Origin of the sequence: Burkholderia sp. Bp9140, assembly GCF_003853425.1 — a bacterium.
GTDB lineage: Bacteria > Pseudomonadota > Gammaproteobacteria > Burkholderiales > Burkholderiaceae > Burkholderia.
Genome location: NZ_QTPQ01000017.1, coordinates 102,894 through 121,132 on the forward strand (window position 1 = coordinate 102,894; position 18,239 = coordinate 121,132).

Annotated in this window: 19 protein-coding genes; 4 read left to right on the forward strand and 15 right to left on the reverse strand. The window is 68.4% G+C overall.

The genetic code is table 11. The features are described from left to right. Nucleotides 1-224 precede the first annotated feature (224 nt). The 8 genes from DIE21_RS16185 to mltG all read right to left on the reverse strand — a co-directional run bounded on the left by DIE21_RS16185 (nucleotide 225) and on the right by mltG (nucleotide 7,477). Nucleotides 225-1,400 (reverse strand): AAA family ATPase, encoded by a 1,176-nt coding sequence (locus tag DIE21_RS16185; RefSeq protein ID WP_124498642.1) that lies wholly within the window; start codon nucleotides 1,398-1,400, stop codon nucleotides 225-227. A 33-nt stretch (nucleotides 1,401-1,433) separates the two neighbouring features. Next, nucleotides 1,434-2,606 (reverse strand): mechanosensitive ion channel family protein, encoded by a 1,173-nt coding sequence (locus DIE21_RS16190; protein ID WP_124498643.1) that lies wholly within the window; start codon nucleotides 2,604-2,606, stop codon nucleotides 1,434-1,436. A 95-nt stretch (nucleotides 2,607-2,701) separates the two neighbouring features. Continuing rightward, nucleotides 2,702-3,058, reverse strand: a complete 357-nt coding sequence (locus DIE21_RS16195; protein WP_011885036.1) for a Rap1a/Tai family immunity protein — start codon at nucleotides 3,056-3,058, stop codon at nucleotides 2,702-2,704. A gap of 119 nt (nucleotides 3,059-3,177) precedes the next feature. Further along, nucleotides 3,178-3,888, reverse strand: coding sequence for an ankyrin repeat domain-containing protein (locus tag DIE21_RS16200; protein ID WP_124498644.1), 711 nt, complete (start codon nucleotides 3,886-3,888; stop codon nucleotides 3,178-3,180). A gap of 43 nt (nucleotides 3,889-3,931) precedes the next feature. After that, nucleotides 3,932-4,711, reverse strand: coding sequence for a TatD family hydrolase (locus DIE21_RS16205; RefSeq protein WP_059538079.1), 780 nt, complete (start codon nucleotides 4,709-4,711; stop codon nucleotides 3,932-3,934). A gap of 79 nt (nucleotides 4,712-4,790) precedes the next feature. Next, on the reverse strand, nucleotides 4,791-5,819 hold the full coding sequence (locus DIE21_RS16210; protein ID WP_124498645.1) for a DNA polymerase III subunit delta': 1,029 nt from the start codon (nucleotides 5,817-5,819) through the stop codon (nucleotides 4,791-4,793). An 18-nt stretch (nucleotides 5,820-5,837) separates the two neighbouring features. Next, on the reverse strand, nucleotides 5,838-6,458 hold the full coding sequence (gene tmk, locus DIE21_RS16215) for a dTMP kinase (RefSeq protein ID WP_124498646.1): 621 nt from the start codon (nucleotides 6,456-6,458) through the stop codon (nucleotides 5,838-5,840). Continuing rightward, entirely contained in the window at nucleotides 6,458-7,477 is a 1,020-nt protein-coding gene (gene mltG / locus DIE21_RS16220) for an endolytic transglycosylase MltG (RefSeq protein ID WP_124498647.1), read from the reverse strand. Before mltG ends, tmk begins: the two co-directional genes overlap by 1 nt. 77 nt (nucleotides 7,478-7,554) lie before the next feature. On the opposite strand from mltG, the gene DIE21_RS16225 reads away from it, so the two are divergent. Together DIE21_RS16225 and DIE21_RS16230 are read left to right on the forward strand one after the other, a co-directional pair. Beyond that, nucleotides 7,555-8,589, forward strand: a complete 1,035-nt coding sequence (locus DIE21_RS16225; RefSeq protein WP_124498648.1) for a folate-binding protein YgfZ — start codon at nucleotides 7,555-7,557, stop codon at nucleotides 8,587-8,589. Nucleotides 8,590-8,665: 76 nt separating this feature from the next. Next, nucleotides 8,666-9,511 carry an NRDE family protein gene (locus DIE21_RS16230; RefSeq protein WP_124498649.1) on the forward strand — a complete coding sequence of 282 codons (846 nt, stop codon included), beginning with the start codon at nucleotides 8,666-8,668 and terminating at the stop codon, nucleotides 9,509-9,511. 16 nt (nucleotides 9,512-9,527) lie between these two features. Here DIE21_RS16230 and DIE21_RS16235 read toward each other — a convergent pair whose 3' ends face one another. From DIE21_RS16235 to DIE21_RS16260, 6 genes are all read right to left on the reverse strand, one after another. After that, nucleotides 9,528-9,968: a GNAT family N-acetyltransferase gene (locus DIE21_RS16235; protein ID WP_124498650.1), complete on the reverse strand. Its 441-nt coding sequence runs from the start codon at nucleotides 9,966-9,968 to the stop codon at nucleotides 9,528-9,530. A 34-nt stretch (nucleotides 9,969-10,002) separates the two neighbouring features. Beyond that, nucleotides 10,003-10,962, reverse strand: coding sequence for an alpha/beta hydrolase (locus DIE21_RS16240; RefSeq protein ID WP_124498651.1), 960 nt, complete (start codon nucleotides 10,960-10,962; stop codon nucleotides 10,003-10,005). Nucleotides 10,963-11,023: 61 nt separating this feature from the next. Next, nucleotides 11,024-12,022 carry an NADP-dependent oxidoreductase gene (locus DIE21_RS16245; protein ID WP_124498652.1) on the reverse strand — a complete coding sequence of 333 codons (999 nt, stop codon included), beginning with the start codon at nucleotides 12,020-12,022 and terminating at the stop codon, nucleotides 11,024-11,026. Between the two features lie 108 nt (nucleotides 12,023-12,130). Continuing rightward, nucleotides 12,131-12,610, reverse strand: coding sequence for a PaaI family thioesterase (locus tag DIE21_RS16250; RefSeq protein WP_124498653.1), 480 nt, complete (start codon nucleotides 12,608-12,610; stop codon nucleotides 12,131-12,133). After that, nucleotides 12,607-12,924, reverse strand: coding sequence for a Dabb family protein (locus DIE21_RS16255; RefSeq protein WP_124498654.1), 318 nt, complete (start codon nucleotides 12,922-12,924; stop codon nucleotides 12,607-12,609). Before DIE21_RS16255 ends, DIE21_RS16250 begins: the two co-directional genes overlap by 4 nt. Before the next feature lie 314 nt (nucleotides 12,925-13,238). Further along, the gene (locus DIE21_RS16260) at nucleotides 13,239-13,769 is read right to left on the reverse strand and encodes an isochorismatase family protein (RefSeq protein WP_124498655.1); all 531 of its coding nucleotides are present in this window, start codon (nucleotides 13,767-13,769) and stop codon (nucleotides 13,239-13,241) included. 310 nt (nucleotides 13,770-14,079) lie between these two features. Between DIE21_RS16260 and DIE21_RS16265 the strand changes: the two genes are divergently transcribed. Beyond that, a complete protein-coding gene (locus DIE21_RS16265) occupies nucleotides 14,080-14,502 on the forward strand; it encodes a hypothetical protein (RefSeq protein ID WP_124498656.1) in 423 nt (140 codons plus the stop codon). A 30-nt stretch (nucleotides 14,503-14,532) separates the two neighbouring features. Beyond that, nucleotides 14,533-16,689, forward strand: coding sequence for a hypothetical protein (locus tag DIE21_RS16270; protein ID WP_124498657.1), 2,157 nt, complete (start codon nucleotides 14,533-14,535; stop codon nucleotides 16,687-16,689). A gap of 130 nt (nucleotides 16,690-16,819) precedes the next feature. Here the strand turns inward: DIE21_RS16270 and DIE21_RS16275 are convergent, their stop codons facing one another. After that, a complete protein-coding gene (locus tag DIE21_RS16275; RefSeq protein WP_124498658.1) occupies nucleotides 16,820-18,220 on the reverse strand; it encodes a sensor domain-containing diguanylate cyclase in 1,401 nt (466 codons plus the stop codon). Nucleotides 18,221-18,239: the final 19 nt, after the last annotated feature.

Sequence of the window (18,239 nt, forward strand, 5' to 3'; positions counted from 1 at the left end):
CCAGCGCCGTGCAGCGCGCGGCCGGCATCGTGCCGGTCGAATATCGCATTATTATTCGCGATCCCGGCGCCCGGAAGCGCCGGTCTTTCATTTTATGGGGGTTGTTACAGACAGGATACATTCATCCTCGGGCCCGCCCGCACCGCTTCGGTGCGACCGGACCGCGGCGGCGGCTACCGACGGCATGCCGCCGGCGGCGAGCCGCGCGCGCTCCACCCCGCCCGTCAGCGCGACGGCCACTTCCATCGCGGCAGTTCGCGCGTGTCCGCATCGACGAGCACGGTCGCGCCGAGCTGCTTGTCGAGCATCAGCGATTCACAGCCGGCCTCGCGTTCGAGCGTCGCGATGAGCCGCGCCGCGTGCGACACGACCAGCACCTGCGAACGCTGCGCGGCCTGCGCGATCAGGCGGCCGAGCGCCGGCAGCAGATCGGGGTGCAGGCTCGTCTCCGGTTCGTTCAGCACCATCAGCGCGGGCGGCCGCGGCGTCAGCAGCGCGGCCGCGAGCAGCAGGTAGCGCAGCGTGCCGTCCGACAGCTCGGCGGCCGACAGCGGCCGCAGCAACCCCGGCTGGCGCATCGACACGTCGAAGCGGCCGCGGCCGCCCGGATTGTCGATGTCGATCGACGCGCCGGGGAACGCGTCGTCGATCGCCGCATCGAGCGCGGCGGCGTCGCCGATCTCACGGATCGTCTGCAGCGCGGCGGCCAGATCGGCGCCGTCGTCCGCGAGCACCGGCGTATGGGTGCCGATGTGCGACTGCCGGGCCGGCGCCTGTGCGTCGGTCCGGAAATGATCGTAGAAACGCCACGACCGGATCCGCTCGCGCACCGCGATCATCTCCGGCGCGCCGGCCGGATCCGCGAACTCGGTCATCTTGCTGTCGAAACTCGCGACCGGCTGCGGCACGGTGTGCCAGTCGCCCGCGCCGGTGCGGGTGCGAATCTGCGCGCCCTGCCGGTCGACCAGCAGCGTCGACGGACGCAGCAGCGCGCCGCCCCAGATGCATTCGCGCTTCACGACAGGATCGCGCGCGAACTGCGACCGGCTCGGGGTCGGCATGCCGAGATCGATCGCATAGCCGAAATCGTCGCCCGCGAAACCGAGCTTGAGGCTCACGGGTCCATTGCGCACCGTGCCGGTCACCGGCGTGTCGCCGGCGAGCATCGAACGCGAAAAGCGCTCGGGGCCGGCCCACAACGTCGAGGGCAGCCCGCCTTCGCGCGCGAGCGACGGAATCACGCGCCCCTGCGCGGTATCGGCGAGCAGCCGCAGCGCACGGTACACGCTCGACTTGCCGCTGCCGTTCGGTCCCGTGACGACGGTGAGCGCCGCGATTGGCGCGATCAGCTCGCGCAGCGAGCGGTAGTTGGCAATGGCGAGCGGCTTCAGCGCGGTCATGGGAGAAAAATGGCAACGGCTACCGGCGCGCGTTCAGCGGCCTTCGGTTGCCTTCGGATCGGCCGCGGTGTTGGCCGCCGTGCTGGCGGCAGGCGGCCGCGCGTGCGGCCGTTCGGGACTCGGCTCGCCCGGCGCGGATTCGTGCGGATACAGTTCCATCCGGCTGCGCGGCAGGCATTGCGGAAAGCGCGCCTGCAGGTAGGCGATCAACCCTTCGCGCACGCGGCAGCGCAGGTCCCAGCATGCCGACGAATCAACCGCGCTGACGAGCGCGCGCAACTGCATCGTGCGCTCGGTCGCGTCGGTGACCTGCAGCACCTGCACGCGGCCGTCCCACTCGGGCGCCGCGTGGACGAGCCGCGCGAGCTCCTCGCGCAGCGGCGCGAGCGGTGTGCGGTAGTCGACCGGCAGGTACACCGTGCCGATGATCTCCGAGCTGCTGCGCGTCCAGTTCGTGAACGGGTTTTCGATGATCCACTGCAACGGGACGACAAGCCGGCGCTGGTCCCACAGCCGCACCGACACGAACGAGCCGGTGATTTCCTCGATGCGGCCCCACTCGCCCTGGATCACGACGACGTCGTCGAGCCGGATCGGCTGCGTGAGCGCGATCTGCAGCCCGGCGATCAGGTTGCCGAGCACCGGCCGCGCGGCGATGCCGGCAACCAGCCCCGCGACGCCGGCCGACGCCAGCAGGCTCGCGCCGATCTGCCGCACGTTCGGGAACGTCATCAGCGCGGCACCCGTGCCGATGATCACGATGAGCACCATCACGGTACGCACGAGCACCCTGGCCTGTGTGTGGACGCGCCGCGCGTGGAGGTTGTCGGCCGCATCCATCGGATGGGCCTGGATGATCGCATCGCCGACCCCGGCCGCGAGCCGCACCAGCAGCCAGGTCAGCGCCACGATCGAGCCGACCGCGGCCGCGGTACGCATTCCGCCTACGAATGACATGCCGTCGTCCGCCTGGACCCACAGGAATTCGAGCGCGAGCAGCCCGAGCGTGACGAGCGACGGTTTGTCGATGTAGCGCAGGATCGCGCTCATCAGCGGATACGGCCGCGCGATCCGCTTGACGATGCGTGCACCGAGACGATGCCCGATCACGACGACGAGTACGACGATGACCGACACGCACAGCGTGCCGAGCCACGTATGCAGCGGCGCATCGGCGACGCGCCGCACTTCCTCGATTGAAATCATCGGCGCCCGGGATACTTCGGTTATGAGGCGCGGCGGCCTCGTCCTGGATGCGTCGGCGACGTCCGGGCGACGCGCGCGCCCGGACCGGCATCAGATCAGTTGCCGCCCCGGCACGGAAACGCCTTGCCGAGACCGAGCGACACCGCGGTGCTCGCGTTGTAGTCGGCAAGCTTCGGGTTCTCCGCGATGTACTTGCGCACCGCGTCGGTCATCTGCTGTGCCCGGATGTCGGGCGGCAGGCAGAAATACTGCCCGACGCGCGGCCCGGTGGTGCCGCCGATCGCGTCGATGGTGTTGTAGACGCCATCGGCGGCGCCTTCGATGTAGGCCGCGCACGACGCCCGCGACTTGACGTCCGTCTTCGCGCACAGCCGGTCGAGATCCGCGCCCGTGAAAGCCGCAGCCGACAACGGCACGGCAAACGCCGCGGCACAAAACATAGCCCGCAACATGGTGTTCCTTATGTCAATGCGGCCCAGGCCGCTCACTGCGCTGACCGGCGCGGCGGCCGGACGCCCGCTGCCGGCCGCGCTCCGGCCGGCCGGGCGCTGCGCCACCGCGCCGAAAACCGTCATTTTGCACTCTTTTGGGCATCTGCCGGCGCCGATGCGCCGACGCGCACCGTCCGCTTGCTCAGGATGTCGATCGCGTCCGGCGCCTTGTAGTGCTTCGCGAACTCGAGCGCGGTGATGCCGAGCTGGTTCTTCACCTGCGGATCGGCACCCTGGTCGAGCAGCAGGTTGACGGTCGTCGCATGGTTGCCGCGCGCGGCCATCATCAACGGCGTCGTGCCGTTCGGCGACGCGGTGTCGATATACGCGTCGTGGTCGAGCAGGACCCTGACGACCGCGTCCTGGCCGTTGGTGGCCGCGTAATGCAGCGGCGCCCAGCCCTTCTTGCTGACTTCCGCGCCCTTGTCGATCAGCAGCTTGACGAGCCCGACGTCGCCATTCAGCGACGCGAGCATCAGCGCGTTCTCGCCCGCCTTGTCTTCCTTCTCGAGGTCGACGTTCGGCGTCGTGGCGAGCGCCGCCGCGACCTTGTCGGATTTCTCGCGTGCGGCGATCACGAGCAGCGGATCGCCGTTGGGCGCGAGCGTGTTCGGATCGAGCTTGCCGCTCTTCAACTGCTTGCCGATGTCGTCGATGTCGTCGAACTTGACCGCCTTGACGATCGCGTCGAGCGACTCGGCATGCGCGCCGGCGGCGGCAATGAGGCCGCTCGCGACGAGCGCGGCGGCGACGAGTGCGCGCTTGGGCAGATATGTGGTCGGCTTCGTCATTGTTGTGGGCTCCTTCCCTGGGTTGTCGGCTGGACGCGCGTCGTTAGCGGGCGATCTTGAACAGCCGGAAAAAGTTCTGCGTCGTCGCATCGGCCAGCGCCTCGACGGCGATCCCGCGCTCGGATGCGATAAAGCGTCCGACATGGCTGACGTACGCAGGTTCATTCGGCTTGCCGCGATACGGCACCGGCGCGAGGTACGGCGAGTCGGTCTCGATCAGCAGCCGGTCGAGCGGCACGCGCCGCGCGACGTCCTGCACGTCGGTCGCGTTCTTGAAGGTGACGATCCCCGACAGCGAGATATGGAAGTTCTGCGCGAGCGCCTGCTCGGCCACGGGCCACGGCTCGGTGAAGCAGTGCATCACGCCGCCCGGCACGTCCGCGCGCTCCTCGGCCATGATCCGCAGCGTGTCTTCCGAAGACGAGCGCGTATGGATGATCAGCGGCTTCATCGTCGCGGTCGCCGCGCGGATATGCGTGCGAAAGCGTTCGCGCTGCCACTCCATGTCGGCGATCGAGCGGCCTTCGAGGCGGTAGTAGTCGAGGCCCGTCTCGCCGATCGCGACGACCTTCGGGTGCGCGGCCAGCTCGATCAGCTCCGCGAGCGTCGGCTCCCGTGCGTCCTCGTGATCCGGATGCACGCCGACCGACGCATAGACGTTGTCGTGCGCCTGCGCGATCGCGAGCACGTCGGGCAGCGTCTCGAAGTCGACCGACACGCACAGCGCGTGCGTGACGTCGTGCTCGCGCATGTTCTCCAGCACGGCAGGCAGGCGGTCGGCGAGACCCTTGAAATTGATGTGACAGTGAGAATCGACGAACATCGTGTTTCCTGAATACGTAAGACGGGCGCTCATGCGCTCGCCGGCAATCGTTTCCCCACCCCGGGGAAACAATGTGCGCTCACGCGAACATTTCCCGATAGCCGAGAAACAGTTCCTCGAAAACGAGCCGCGCATTGAGCGGATGGTTCTCGACGGTGCGCTGGCGCGTCACGGCCTTCATGAAGCGCGCGAACGCACTCGCGTCGACGGCTTGCGCGCAACGCGCGAGCGCCGCCGCCTGCGTCGGGAAGTAGCGCGGCGCGCCCGCCATCCGCTGCGCGAGCAGATCGTACAGCCAGCGCTGCAGCCAGCCGAGCACCAGCGGAACCGGCAGCTTCTGCAGCGTCTCGCCGCAGGCGAACGGATCGCACGCGGCGCCGGCCGCGAGCTGGCCGAGCGTGAAATCGCGCAGCGGCCGGTTCTCGTCGCTCGCCAGCGCCAGCGCGGCGAGCGGCGCGCCGCCGGCCTCGGCGAGCAGCGCGCGCGCATCGTCGACGCCCTGCGCCGCGAGCCACGCCGCGGCCGCGTCGGGCGCCGGCACGGTCATCGGCCACTGCCGGCAGCGGCTGATGATGGTCGGCAGCAGCCGGTCGATGCGCGCGGACACCAGCAGGAACACGACGCCGGACGGCGGCTCCTCCAGTGTCTTCAGCAGCGCATTCGACGCGGCGACGTTCAGCGCCTCGGCCGGATACAGCACGACGACGCGCGCGCCGCCGCGGTGCGATCCGACCCCGCAGAAGTCGAGCAGCGCACGCACCTGCTCGATCTTGATCTCCTTGCTCGGCGCGCGCGTCTTCTTGCCGCCTTCGTCCGCGTCGGCCGGCTTCGCGTCGTCGGCCGCGCCCGGCGCTTCGCCCGCGAGCGCCTCGGGCAGCACGATCCGGTAGTCCGGATGGTTGCCCTGCGCGAACCACGTGCAGGCCGCGCAGGTGCCGCACGGCTCGCCGTCCGGCTGCGGCGCTTCGCACAGGAAGCCCCGCGCGAGATGCTGGGCGAACTGCAGCTTGCCGATTCCGGCCTGGCCATGCAACAGCAGTGCATGCGGCCATTGCGGGCGCAGCTGCTGCAGACGGTTCCAGTCGTCGGTCTGCCACGGATAGATCATGTGATGCGTTCCTTCGGGTTACAGCGCGGCGAGCACGCGTTCGAGCTGCTGGCGGATCTCGGGAATCGTCTGCGTCGCGTCGACGATCGCGAAGCGGTGCGGCGCCTCTTCCGCGCGCCGCAGGTATTCGCCGCGGGTGCGCGAGAAAAACGCGTCCGACTCGCTTTCGAACTTGTCGGGCATGCGCGCGGCACCGCGGCGCTCGCTCGCCACCTGCGGTGCGACGTCGAACAGCACCGTCAGGTCGGGCTGGAACCCGCCCTGCACCCAGCGTTCGAGCGTCTCGAGCTTGTCGCGCGGCAGCCCGCGGCCGCCGCCCTGGTACGCGAACGTCGCGTCGGTGAAGCGATCGGACACGACCCAGTCGCCGCGCGCGAGCGCGGGCTCGATCACGAGTGCGAGGTGCTCGCGCCGCGCGGCGAACATCAGCAGCGCTTCGGTCTCGAGATCCATCGGCTGGTTCAGCAGGATCTCGCGCAGCTTCTCGCCGAGCTGCGTGCCGCCCGGCTCGCGGGTGACGACGACCTGCCGGCCGCTCGCGGCCAGCCTGGCCTGGAGGCGCTCGCAGAACCATTGCAGGTGGGTGGTCTTCCCCGCCCCGTCGATGCCTTCGAACGTGATGAATTTACCGCTCGCCATTATTGACCTCGTATGTACTTGTCCACGGCCTTGTTGTGATCGCCGAGCGTGTCCGAGAACACGCTCGTGCCGTCGCCCTTCGCGACGAAATAGAGCGCGCTCGTCGGGGCCGGATTGATCGCCGCCTGCAGCGAGGCGACGCCCGGCAAGGCGATCGGCGTCGGCGGCAGTCCGCGGCGCGTATAGGTATTGTAAGGAGTGTCGGCCTGCAGGTCGCGCTTGCGCAGGCGGCCGTCGTACGTGTCGCCGAGGCCGTAGATCACCGATGGATCGGTCTGCAGCGGCATGCCGATGCGCAGCCGGTTCGCGAACACCGCCGCGACGAACGCGCGATCGGCCGCGTGGCCCGTTTCCTTTTCGACGATCGACGCGATCGTCAGCACTTCGTAAGGCGTCTTGTACGGCAGCCCCGGCGCACGTGCGGCCCACGCTTCGTCGAGGCGCGTCTGCATCAGGTGGTACGCGCGCCGGTAGATGTTCAGGTCGCTCGTGCCCTTGTCGAACAGGTAGGTGTCGGGGAAAAACAGCCCCTCGCCACTCGCGCGCTGGATCGCGCTGTCCGATGCGCCGATCGCGCGCAGCAGCTCGGCGTCGCTCATGCCGGCCGTCGCGTGCGCGAGATCGGGATTGCCGTCGAGTTCCGCGCGCATCCGCTTGAAGGTCCAGCCTTCGATCACGGTCGCGACGTACTCGTTCACGTCGCCGCGCGCGATCTTCTGCAGCACGTCGTACGGCGTGATGCCGGTCTTGAATTCGTAGTTGCCGGACTTGAGCCGGCTCGACAGCCCGAGCAGGCGCGTCATCGCGACGAAGCCGAGCGGCGCCATCGGCACGCCGCCGCGCTTGAGCTGCAGCGCGACGCTCTTCACGCTGCTGCGCGGCTTGATCGTGACGTCGAGCGCTGCAGCGCCCAGCAGCAGCGGCCGGGTCGCCCAGTAATACCCGCCGCCCGCGCCGGCAGCGGCCACAACGACGACCAGCGCCACGACCGTCGCGGCGCATTTCTTCAGTAGGGACATGGAAACGAGACTCAGGTAAGACCCATATAATACTTGCTCGCCTTCGTCAAAGTCAGGGTTGACTGTCCCCTCATTCCATGAGCACACCGTTCGCTTCACCGGCTGCCCAGGCCGCATCTGCCTCGCTCCCCGTTTTCCCCCGTCCGTCCGCTGCCGATTTCGACGCGCCGGGCGCCTGCATGCCGCTCGCGCAGTTCGGCGTGATCGACGTGGCCGGCGACGACGCCGCGACGTTCCTGCACAGCCAGCTCACCAACGACATCGAGCATCTCGATGCCGCGAGCGCGCGCCTGTCCGGCTACTGTTCGGCGAAGGGCCGCCTGCTCGCGTCGTTCCTCGCATGGCGCGCCGGTCACGGCGTGCGCCTGCTGGTCTCGAAGGACGTCCAGGCCGCCGTGCAGAAACGGTTGTCAATGTTCGTGCTGCGTGCGAAGGCGAAGCTGACGGACGCGAGCGACACGCTCGCGGTGGTCGGCTTCGCGGGCGACGTGCGCGAGGCGCTGTCGGGCATCTTCGACGCGCTGCCGGACGGCGTGCACGTGAAGGTCGACGGCCCGGCCGGGGCGCTGATCCGCGTGCCGGACGCGGCCGGCCGCAAGCGCTACCTGTGGATCGGGCCGCGCGCGGAAGTCGACGCGCGTCTCGCCACGCTCGCCGGCACGCTGCCGGTCGTGTCGCCGGCCGTCTGGGACTGGCTCGACATACGCGCGGGCGAGCCGCGCATCACGCAGCCGGCCGTCGAACAGTTCGTGCCGCAAATGGTCAACTTCGACGTGATCGGCGCCGTTAACTTCAGGAAGGGGTGCTACCCGGGCCAGGAGATCGTCGCGCGCAGCCAGTACCGCGGCACGATCAAGCGCCGCACCGCGCTCGCGAACGTCGCCGGCGAGACCGACACCGTGCATGCTGGCGTCGAGCTGTTCCACAGCGACGACCCGGGCCAGCCGTGCGGGATGATCGTCACCGCGGCGGCCGCGCCCGCGGGCGGCGTCGACGCGCTCGTCGAGATCAAGCTGGCCGCGCTCGACGACGGCACGGTGCACCTCGGTTCGGCCGACGGTCCGGCGCTTGCGTTCGACGCGCTGCCGTACGCGTGGCCGACGGAAGCGTGACGCACTGACAACCCGTTCGCACGCCGGCTCGCAGATGGCGGCCGGCGCCCGATGTTTCCTGCGAGAGATTCGTCCGATGTGTCTGATTGCGTTCGACTGGCAGCCTGATGCCGCCGCCGGTCCTGTCTTTACCCTGACCGCCAACCGCGACGAATTCTTTCGCCGTACGAGTGCGCCGCTTTCGTGGTGGGAGGACGTGCCGGGCGTGCTGGCCGGCCGCGATCTCGAAGCGGGCGGCACGTGGCTCGGCGTGTCGCGCGACGGCCGCTTCGCGGCGCTGACCAATTACCGCGCGCCGTTCGACATTCGCGCGGGCGCGCCGACCCGCGGCAAGCTCGTGTCCGATTTCCTCCGCAGCCCGTCCGTCGCGCCGCTCGATTACCTCCGCGAACTGGCCGAGCACGCGGCCGTATACAACGGCTTCAACCTGCTGGCCGGCGACTGGAAGCGGCGCGAACTCGCGTGGTTCTGCAACCGCGCGGCCGAAGGCGAAACCGGTGTCGCCGCGCCGGTCGCGATCGGCGCCGGCGTGCATGCGCTGTCGAACGCGCGGCTCGATACGCCCTGGCCGAAAGTCGTGCGCAAGCGCGCGGAACTCGGCACGCTGCTGACCGACAACCCGACTCCGTCGCTCGACGAACTGATCGAACTGATGCGCGATCCGCATGTCGCGGACGACGACGCGCTGCCGCACACCGGCATTCCGATCGAGCGCGAGCGTGCGCTGTCGGCCGCGTTCATCGAGACGCCCGAATACGGCACGCGCGGCACGACCGCGCTGCGCGTGACGATGAAGGAAGGCGTGCGGCTCACGGTCGACATCAAGGAGCGCTGCGACGACGACGGCTCGCACCGCACCGTTCGCCCGGGCACGTTCGAGCGCGCGTTCACGTTCGACATCGACGCGACGCAGCCGCGCTGAGCCTGCGCGTGCGGCGCTAGGGCGCCCGCGCCATCTCGACGTGCGGCACGCCCGCTTCGACGAACGGTTCGCCGATCGCGGCGAAGCCGTGCCGCGCATAGAACGACACCGCGGCATCCAGCGCGTAGAGCCGCACGACCGGCTCGCCGCGGTGGCGCGCCGCGTCCAGCAACGCATGCAGCACGGCCGACCCGGCGCCCTGCCCGCGCGCGTCGGCCAGCACCGCGACACGGCCGATCGTGCCGGAGCGCAACAGCCGTCCCGTCGCGACCGCGCGGCGTGCGCCGGTCGCCGCATCGACCCGGTAAGCCACCGCGTGCAGCGACAGCGGATCCTCGTCGTCGAGTTCCCATTCCGGCGGAATCCGCTGCTCGCGCACGAACACCGCGTCGCGAATGCGTGCGGCATCGCCGCCCAGCACCGCCCAGTCGCCCGTTTCCACCCAGCCGTCGGTCATCGCTTCCTCCGCGCGGCGTCGGGCGCCGCCGCCGTCAAACGTCGTCGAATGCGGCCCTGAGCGCCGCCACCGCATCGGCATGCGCGGCCCGCACCTCGGGCACGTAGCCACCCATCTTGAAGAACTCGTGGATCATCCCCGGATAGCAGACCAGCGTGACCGTATTGCCGGCTGCACGCAACTTGTCCGCGTATGCGGCGCCCTCGTCGCTCAGCGGATCGTATTCCGCCATCGCGATCCAGGCCGGCGCGACACCGGCGAACGACGGCGCATCGCGCTCGCCGTCGAGCGGCGCGAAACGCCAGTCGTCGCGGTCGGAACGATCGCGCACGTATTGCGTGAAGAACCACTGGATCGTGTCCTGTGTCAGCAGGTAGCCGTTCGCGAGACGGGCGTGCGATTCGGTGTCCTGGTTGCCCGTCACGCCCGGATAGATCAGCATCTGCAGCGCCAGACCGATGCCCGCGTCGCGCGCGAGCACCGCGCAGACGGTCGCGAGCGTGCCGCCCGCGCTATCGCCGCCGACTGCCAGCCGCGTGGCGTCGATGCCGAATGCGGCGGCCTCGCGATGCAGCCAGCGCAATGCGTCGTCGGCGTCGTTCACCGCGGTCGGGAACCGGTGCTCGGGCGCGAGCCGGTAGTCGACCGACAGCACCGCGCACCGCGCGTCGCGCGCGAACATCCGGCACAGCGCGTCGTGCGTATCGACGCTGCCGACCGTGAAGCCGCCTCCATGGTAATAGACGAGCGCCGGCAGCGGTTCGGCGAGGCTCGGCTCGACCGGCAGGTAAAGCCGAGCGCCGATCGAGCGGCCGTCGCGCGTCGGCACGACGCAGGCCTCGACCGAATGCATCGGCGCGGGTGCGACGTCGAGGATCGGCGCGCTCTTCTCGTACGCGGCACGCGCCTGCTGCGGCGTCTGGTGGTGATAGGACGGACGTTTCGCGCGCTCGACCATGTCGAGCACCTGGGCGATCTTCGGATTCAGCGGCATCGGTGAGGACGGCGCGTGCGGCGCCGCGAGCGGACAAGCGTCACATGATGCCACGCGCGGGTCAGACGAGCTGCACGAGCTGCTTGCCGAAATTGCGGCCCTTCAGGAGCCCGAGGAACGCATCCGGCGCCCGCTCGAGCCCGTACGCGATCGTCTCGCGGTAATGCAGCTGCTTCGTCGCGACGAGTTCGCTCAGCTCGGCCAGCGCGGGCGGCCACGCGTCGGGATGCTCGAACACGATGAAGCCCTGCATCGTCAGCCGCGAGCGCAGGATCAGGCCCGGATTCGCGAGCGGCGCGGGCACGCCGTCGTAGCCGGCGATCATCCCGCACACGGCAATCCGGCCGAATGCGTTCATCTGCGCCATCGTCGCGTCGAGCACCGCGCCGCCGACGTTCTCGAAGCAGCCGTCGACGCCGTCCGGCGTCGCGGCGGCCAGGTCGTCGGCCAGCCGGCCGGCCTTGTAGTCGACGCACGCGTCGAAGCCAAGCGTGTCGACTACGTAGCGGCACTTGTCGGGGCCGCCCGCGATGCCGACCGCGCGGCAGCCGGCGCGTTTCGCGAGCTGGCCGACGACGCTGCCGACCGCGCCGCTCGCCGCGCTGACGACGACGGTTTCGCCGGCCTTCGGCGCGATGATCCGGTTCAGCCCGACCCATGCGGTCACGCCCGGCATGCCGGCCACGCCGAGCCATGCCGACAGCGGCACCCGCGACGTGTCGACCTTGCGCAACCCGCTGCCGTTCGACGTGCCGTACTCCTGCCAGCCGAACTGGCCGACCACGTGCTCGCCGACCGCGAAATCCGGGTGCCGGGACTCGACCACCTCGCCCGCCGTGCCGCCGATCATCACCTCGTTCAACGGCTGCGGCGCCGCGTACGACTTCGCGTCGTTCATGCGTCCGCGCATGTACGGATCGAGCGACAGGAAATGGTTGCGCACCCGCAGTTCGCCGTCGGCGAGCGGGGCGAGCGGCGTTTCGACGAGCCGGAAGTTGTCGGCGCTCGCGGCGCCTTGCGGGCGTGACACGAGCAGGATCTGGCGGTTGACCGTGTTCATTGCTGCCTCCCTGGCTTCATTCGCGCCGTATCGCCATCCCGTTGCGAAACCGTGCCGCACGACGAAACGGCCCTGCCCTTGACCAGGCAGGGCCGCGCGTTCCGGCGCTTACGCGTCGCTCGGGCCCGGCTGGACACCCGGCGCCGTGCGCGTGCGTTGTCGCTTGATGTCGCGGCCCACTGCAAGCCGCCGCATGTACTTGAACGTGCCGAGCGCCTTCGCGACGAAGTTGCCGTCGCTGTCGCGCACTTCGCCCTCGCAGTACGCCATCGTCGTCGAACGATGCATCACGCGTCCGTACGCGCGCAACTCGCCGCGCCCCGGCTGCATGAAGTTCACCTTCATCTCGACCGTGACGACGCCGACGCCGTCGTCGGTCAGGCTGCGCGCGGCCATCGCGAGCGCGATGTCCGACAGCGTCATCGTCACGCCGCCGTGCGCGATGCTCCACGTATTCATGTGCCGCTCGTCGAGCGGCAGCACGATCTCGCTCGCACCATCCTTCGCGGACACGAGCCGCACGCCGAGCAGATCGACGAACGGGCTTTCGATCGACGGGCCGTCCGTCGGGGATGCCGCGTCGCTCATCGTGCCGCGCTTTCCGAGAGATAGTCGACGCACTGGCGCGATTCGGCCACCGCGACGATGAATTTCTTCACTTCCTGGTGAACCGGGTGTACCTGGTAGGCATCGAGCGCGGCCTGGTCCGTGAAATCGGACACGAGCACGACGTCCGACGTTGCTTCGAGCCCCGGCGTCGCGATGCCGACGTCGAGCTGCAGGATGCCGGGCACGAGGTCGCGGCAGCCTTCGAGCTTTTCCTTCAGCTTCAGCGCGTTCTGCGCGCGCGTGCCGCCTTCGGCCGATTCCTTCAGCTTCCACATCACAATATGTCTGATCACTTCGTTTGCTCCAGTTCGTGTTGATTGGCCATTCCGGCCCAAACCCTTGCCGTTCATGTATGTTCCGCTGCCCCGCCATGCGTGCGCGCCGGCAAGCGCCGCCGGCCACGGGAAAGCGGATATCGAAACGGGCATCATTTCACACCTGCGACGGCGATGCCCGCTTTTTCTCCACCTCTCTCGCCGCTGCCAGGCTCCCGTTCGCGAGCACCGGCACCGGCCTGCCAGACTTGCCTGCGCCAACGGACGGCATCCCGAGGTTCGCCTGCCCGGTTGCAGGCGTGGCGTTCCGGGCCGCGCCCGGACGCCGTGATTCACTTGATCAGTTGCAGCGCGTCTCGAAAACGCGGATGCCGACTGGACCCGAGCCATTCGAACCCGATCATCTCGACGGTCGCAATCTCGACGCCCTTCGCCGCGAGCCTGCCGATCGCCGCATCCCGATCCACCGTTTTGCGGGAGCCCACGGCGTCGCTGACCAGCGTGACCTTACGGCCGCGGCGCAACAGGCCGAAGACCGTCTGCAACACGCAGACGTGTGCCTCGCAACCGGCAACGATGACATTGTTGCGTGCGGCCGGAAGCGCATCGGCCAGGCCATCCGCGCACGCGTCGAAATGGTCCTTGGCCACGGTGTCCGAGCACAACCCCTTGATGTCCGACACGTTCTCGCCGAGCCGGAGCGGACTCTGCTCGGTGCCAATGACCGGCACCTCGAATATCCGCGCCATACGGCCGAGTCGAACGGCCTGCGCCACGACAAGCGCCCCGTCGTGGATCGCCGGCATCAGTCGGGTCTGAAAATCGACCAATACGAGTACTGAATCGTCGGGTACGTGCAGCACGCGCATTCTCCCAAATGATGCAAAGGCGACCTCGGCCACCGTCGACCGTCGATGAAACGCCTGGGTCCGCGAAGGACCGAAATCGAACGCGGAACAACCCTCGAAGCCTACCAAATCTGTCGGTCCCGACGGGGGATCGCGTGCACTGCGGTTCGGGGGTGGAACTCGAAAGCGGCGTCGCGCGGCCGCACTCGGCCTCATTGCGGGAACGCCAATTGCTCGCTCGCCTGCCGCGTCGAATTCAGCGACTCCGCCACCGTCGGTTCGACCGCCCGGCCAGCACCGGCAAAATCGCCCATACCGACATCCAGTGCCGATCGATTTTCGCCGCATTTCAAATTCGATTATTTTCAATTCATTCAGATTCGAACATTTTACCGACGAATCAGGCAATAATTGCATCCACTTTTCAAGCGATTATCCGGTAGTTTTTAAATTCATTATTGACTTTGGTTTTATCCGAACTTTAGAATTCGTACGGCTGCTTACGTTCCATTTTTCACCGCTGCATGCGGGTTGCCCTGGCGCCATGCCATGGCGCATGTGGAAGAAGTCATTCACGCCTCACCGGGGCGGAGTGTCCTGTTGCCTTTCAATTCCGGCATTTAATCGCCTGCCGGTTATTCCACCCAATTCGCGCCGCACCACGTCCGGATTAAATCGCGCATTCATCCGAGTGCCGCTGCACCGGACGAAGCAGGCCGAGCGCCCGTTGATTCGATCATTCTCATAAAAAATCGCCAGTCATCTGGAGGGACATGACATGCATCGCTTCGCGAAGTCGCTGTGTACGGGATTCATCTGCGCCGGCCTGCTCGCGGCCTGCAACGACGATGACGTCCGGTCGGGCAGCCCGCCGTCGAACCAGGCCGCGCTGTCGTTCCGCATGGATAGCGGCGGCCAGATCAATGCGTTCTACCGGCAGGACCAGGTCGCCGCGCATCTGCTGGCGCGTTCGTCGACGAAACCGCGCCTGCTCGTGGTGTTTCCGGCCGGCAACAGCGGCACCGGGCTGTGGTTCGACGATACCGCGCAGCCGGTGAACTGGAGTCTCGACACGCCGCCGTCCGCGCTGTCGGCACCCGACGCGCACGGTCGTCCGCTGCACGGCATCGGCGCCGACGTGTCGGTCGACACTGATACGCTGACGATCCGCCAGGGCCTGCTCAGTAACGTGCGCTTCCTGCGCGACTTCAACGGCGGCGCGACGATTCCGCCGGAGATCGTCACCGCCGCGACGGTCCAGGGCAGCGCCGCGCAATGGCAGCGCGACCGGATCGACGGCGCCCCCGGCTACGCGCTGCGCGTCACGCTGCGCGACGGCGGCAGCATCGCGACGGCCGCGGGCGGCAAGCTCGTACTGCGCGCGGCGGCCGGCACACGCACGCTGAAACTGCATGTCGACGCGCTGTCGGGCGAGACGCCGTTGTCGCCGATCACGCGCGCCGACCTGCTCGCGCCGTCCGCGAACCCCGATCCGGTCAGCCAGAACGTGCTCGAATTCCTGAGCTTCCACGACAAGCTGCTGGCCGGCTCGTGGCAGTACGACACCTATTTCGGCCGCGACACGCTGATCTCGGTGCGCATGCTGATGCCGGTGCTCGAGCCGGCGGCGATCGAGGCCGGCCTGACGTCGGTGCTGAGCCGCCTGTCGAGCGACGGCAAGGTCGCGCACGAGGAAGGCATCGGCGAATTCGCGCTGGTCGACAACGCGAAGAATGGCCGGCCGAACGATGCGACGCCGACCTACGACTACAAGATGATCGACAGCGATTACCTGCTCGCGCCGATCGCGGCGGCCTGGCTGATCGACGACTCGCGCGGCCAGGCACGCGCGGCCGCCTATCTCGCACAACGCGGCAGCGACGGCCAGACCAACGGCAGCCGGCTCGTCGTCAACCTGCTGCACGTCGCGGCGACCGCGCAGCCGTTCGCGCAACAGCCGTCGGTGGCGAACCTGATCCACCTGCGGCCCGGCGAGATCGTCGGCAACTGGCGCGACAGCACCGACGGGCTCGGCGGCGGCGTCTACCCGTACGACGTGAATGCGGTACTCGTGCCGGCCGCGCTGCGCGCGGCGAACGCGTTCCTCGCGCGCGGCCTGCTCGATCCGTACCTGGACGCCGGGCAACGGGCGACGCTCGCGAACACGGCGACCGAAGCGGCCACCTGGGAGCAGCAGGCGCCGCCGCTGTTCCAGGTGAGCGTGCCGGCCGCGCAGGCGGCGACCGACGTGTCGACCTATGCGCCGTCCGCCGGCGTGCCGGCCGGCACCGCGCCGAGCGCGCCGCTGACGTTCTACGCGCTGTCGCTCGACCAGCAGGGCACGTCGATCCCGGTGATGAATTCCGACGGCGGCTTCGCACTGCTGTTCGGCACGCCGCCGGACGACGAGCTCCAGCGGATCGTCGCCGACGTCACGCGGCCGTTCCCGACCGGGCTCGTCACCGATGTCGGGATGCTGATCGCGAACCCCGCCTATGCGAGCCAGGCCCTGTGGCCGACATTCACGAGTTCGGCGTATCACGGCACGGTGATCTGGTCGTGGCAGCAGGCGATGTGGGTCGCCGGGCTCGATCGCCAGCTCGCGCGCCAGGACCTGTCGGACACGACGCGCACGCTGCTGACACAGGCACGGCAGACGATCTGGCAGGTGATCTCGAACGGACGCGACATGCGCACGTCCGAGATGTGGACCTGGTCATACGCCAACGGCAAGTACCAGACCGATGCATTCGGCACGCGCAGCGCGGATGCGACCGAGGCCAACGCGGCGCAGCTGTGGAGCACGACGTATCTCGCGATCCGCGATCCGCAACTGCGCGCGGGCAAGTACTGGTGGCAGGCGTCACAGCGGATGCAGGACGCGCAGCCGGAGAAGGCGGCGGCCATTGCGTCTCGATGGATGACGCGCCAGTAAATCGAAAGCCCCGCACGCGAATACGCGGGCGGGGCCTCGTTCAGGTCGCGCGCGAACCGGGCGTACGTCGCATCGCGCCATTGCGTCGCATCCGCGCACGCCACGTAACCGGACGTACGGCGGTCGTTCGTCAGTGCGCGACCACGCGATTGCGCCCGTCGCGCTTCGCCTGGTACAGCCGTTCATCGACCGCCCGCAGCAACGTATCGACCGTACTCCCGTCGACCCCGTACTGCGCGACGCCGACGCTGACCGTCACCTGCACGCGCTTGAAATCCAGCCCGAACGGCGCACTCGCGATCGACGAACGCACGCGCTCGGCCGTCATGCGCGCGCCTTCGAGCGGCATCTCGGGCAACAGCGCCATGAACTCCTCGCCGCCGACCCGCGCGAGCGCGCCCGCCGGACGAATCGCCTCGAGACACTGGCGCACGACGCCGCGCAGCACCTCGTCGCCGATCTGGTGCCCGTACGCATCGTTGATGTTCTTGAAATTGTCGAGATCGAGCGCGAGCAGGCAAAACGGCGTGCCGTCGCGCTCCGCGCGCACGATCTCGCGCTCGACCTGCGCGATGAACTGCCGGCGATTCGACGCACCCGTCATCGGATCGGTCGCGGCCATGTATTCGAGCTTCTGGTTCGTGCGCCGCAACTCCTGCAGCGCGCTCTCGGTGCGCGCCATCGATTCCGACAGCCGGCTCATCAGGTCTTCCTGGCTGTAGATCGCGGAGAACGAACGCGTCGTCTGCAGCGCCTGCACGACGCCATAGCTGAGCAGGAAGAACCCGCCCGCGAAGATCGCATGCGCGAGCCACCACATGTGATTCCACGGCTTGCCGAGGATGAACGCGAGCGACGACAGCGCGAACGCCATGATCGACATGCCGTAGATCACCATCAGCGGCGAACGGATGCGCCGTGCGAGCAGCACGCCGACGTTCAGCAGCGAAAACACCAGCGCGCCGCCTTCCATCGACAACCGCGTGCCCGGCGCACCGGCGACCGGCGAATAGGCGATGTACGCGACCGCCACATCGACGATCATGAAGAAGGCGATCCACGGCAGCCAGGTTCGCGCACGCGTACGCTTTTCCGGGCGATCGGGCACGTTCGAGTACGACAGCAGGCCCGTCAGCAGCAGGATCGACATCACGAGGCGCGACGCGGGCCCGTACAGCAGGAACAGCCAGATGTTGTGGTGCGCCATTCCGGTGAACACGCCGTGCAGCGCGTAGATCATCGCGAAGCCGAGAAAGCCGAGTGTCAGCCAGCGCAGCAGCGGCTCGCCGGACGACCGGTAGCACACCCACGTCACGTAGGTGACGAACGCGCCTTCGAGGGTGGCGGCCGCGATCGCGATTTCGTGGAATGCGTGGCTCTCGAACACGACGCGCGGGTCGCTGAAGAACCACAGATAGGCAATCAGATAGGCCGGCAGCAATGCGAATCCGACCAGCAGGCATTTCGCGTAGAGCCTCGCGGCCGCGCTGACGACGCGCGGCGGTTCCCCGGCTGCATAGATCGTGCTCAATTTGTTCCCCGTTCGGTCT

Excerpts from the sequence above, each read along its gene's own strand:
- DIE21_RS16190 (WP_124498643.1), bottom strand. The coding sequence starts at position 2,606 with ATGATTTCAATCGAGGAAGTGCGGCGCGTCGCCGATGCGCCGCTGCAT.
- DIE21_RS16210 (WP_124498645.1), bottom strand. The coding sequence starts at position 5,819 with ATGATCTATCCGTGGCAGACCGACGACTGGAACCGTCTGCAGCAGCTG.
- DIE21_RS16250 (WP_124498653.1), bottom strand. The coding sequence starts at position 12,610 with ATGAGCGACGCGGCATCCCCGACGGACGGCCCGTCGATCGAAAGCCCG.
- tmk (WP_124498646.1), bottom strand. The coding sequence starts at position 6,458 with ATGGCGAGCGGTAAATTCATCACGTTCGAAGGCATCGACGGGGCGGGG.
- DIE21_RS16245 (WP_124498652.1), bottom strand. The coding sequence starts at position 12,022 with ATGAACACGGTCAACCGCCAGATCCTGCTCGTGTCACGCCCGCAAGGC.
- DIE21_RS16225 (WP_124498648.1), top strand. The coding sequence starts at position 7,555 with ATGAGCACACCGTTCGCTTCACCGGCTGCCCAGGCCGCATCTGCCTCG.
- DIE21_RS16200 (WP_124498644.1), bottom strand. The coding sequence starts at position 3,888 with ATGACGAAGCCGACCACATATCTGCCCAAGCGCGCACTCGTCGCCGCC.
- DIE21_RS16270 (WP_124498657.1), top strand. The coding sequence starts at position 14,533 with ATGCATCGCTTCGCGAAGTCGCTGTGTACGGGATTCATCTGCGCCGGC.
- DIE21_RS16235 (WP_124498650.1), bottom strand. The coding sequence starts at position 9,968 with ATGACCGACGGCTGGGTGGAAACGGGCGACTGGGCGGTGCTGGGCGGC.
- mltG (WP_124498647.1), bottom strand. The coding sequence starts at position 7,477 with ATGTCCCTACTGAAGAAATGCGCCGCGACGGTCGTGGCGCTGGTCGTC.
- DIE21_RS16185 (WP_124498642.1), bottom strand. The coding sequence starts at position 1,400 with ATGACCGCGCTGAAGCCGCTCGCCATTGCCAACTACCGCTCGCTGCGC.
- DIE21_RS16205 (WP_059538079.1), bottom strand. The coding sequence starts at position 4,711 with ATGTTCGTCGATTCTCACTGTCACATCAATTTCAAGGGTCTCGCCGAC.
- DIE21_RS16240 (WP_124498651.1), bottom strand. The coding sequence starts at position 10,962 with ATGCCGCTGAATCCGAAGATCGCCCAGGTGCTCGACATGGTCGAGCGC.
- DIE21_RS16195 (WP_011885036.1), bottom strand. The coding sequence starts at position 3,058 with ATGTTGCGGGCTATGTTTTGTGCCGCGGCGTTTGCCGTGCCGTTGTCG.
- DIE21_RS16230 (WP_124498649.1), top strand. The coding sequence starts at position 8,666 with ATGTGTCTGATTGCGTTCGACTGGCAGCCTGATGCCGCCGCCGGTCCT.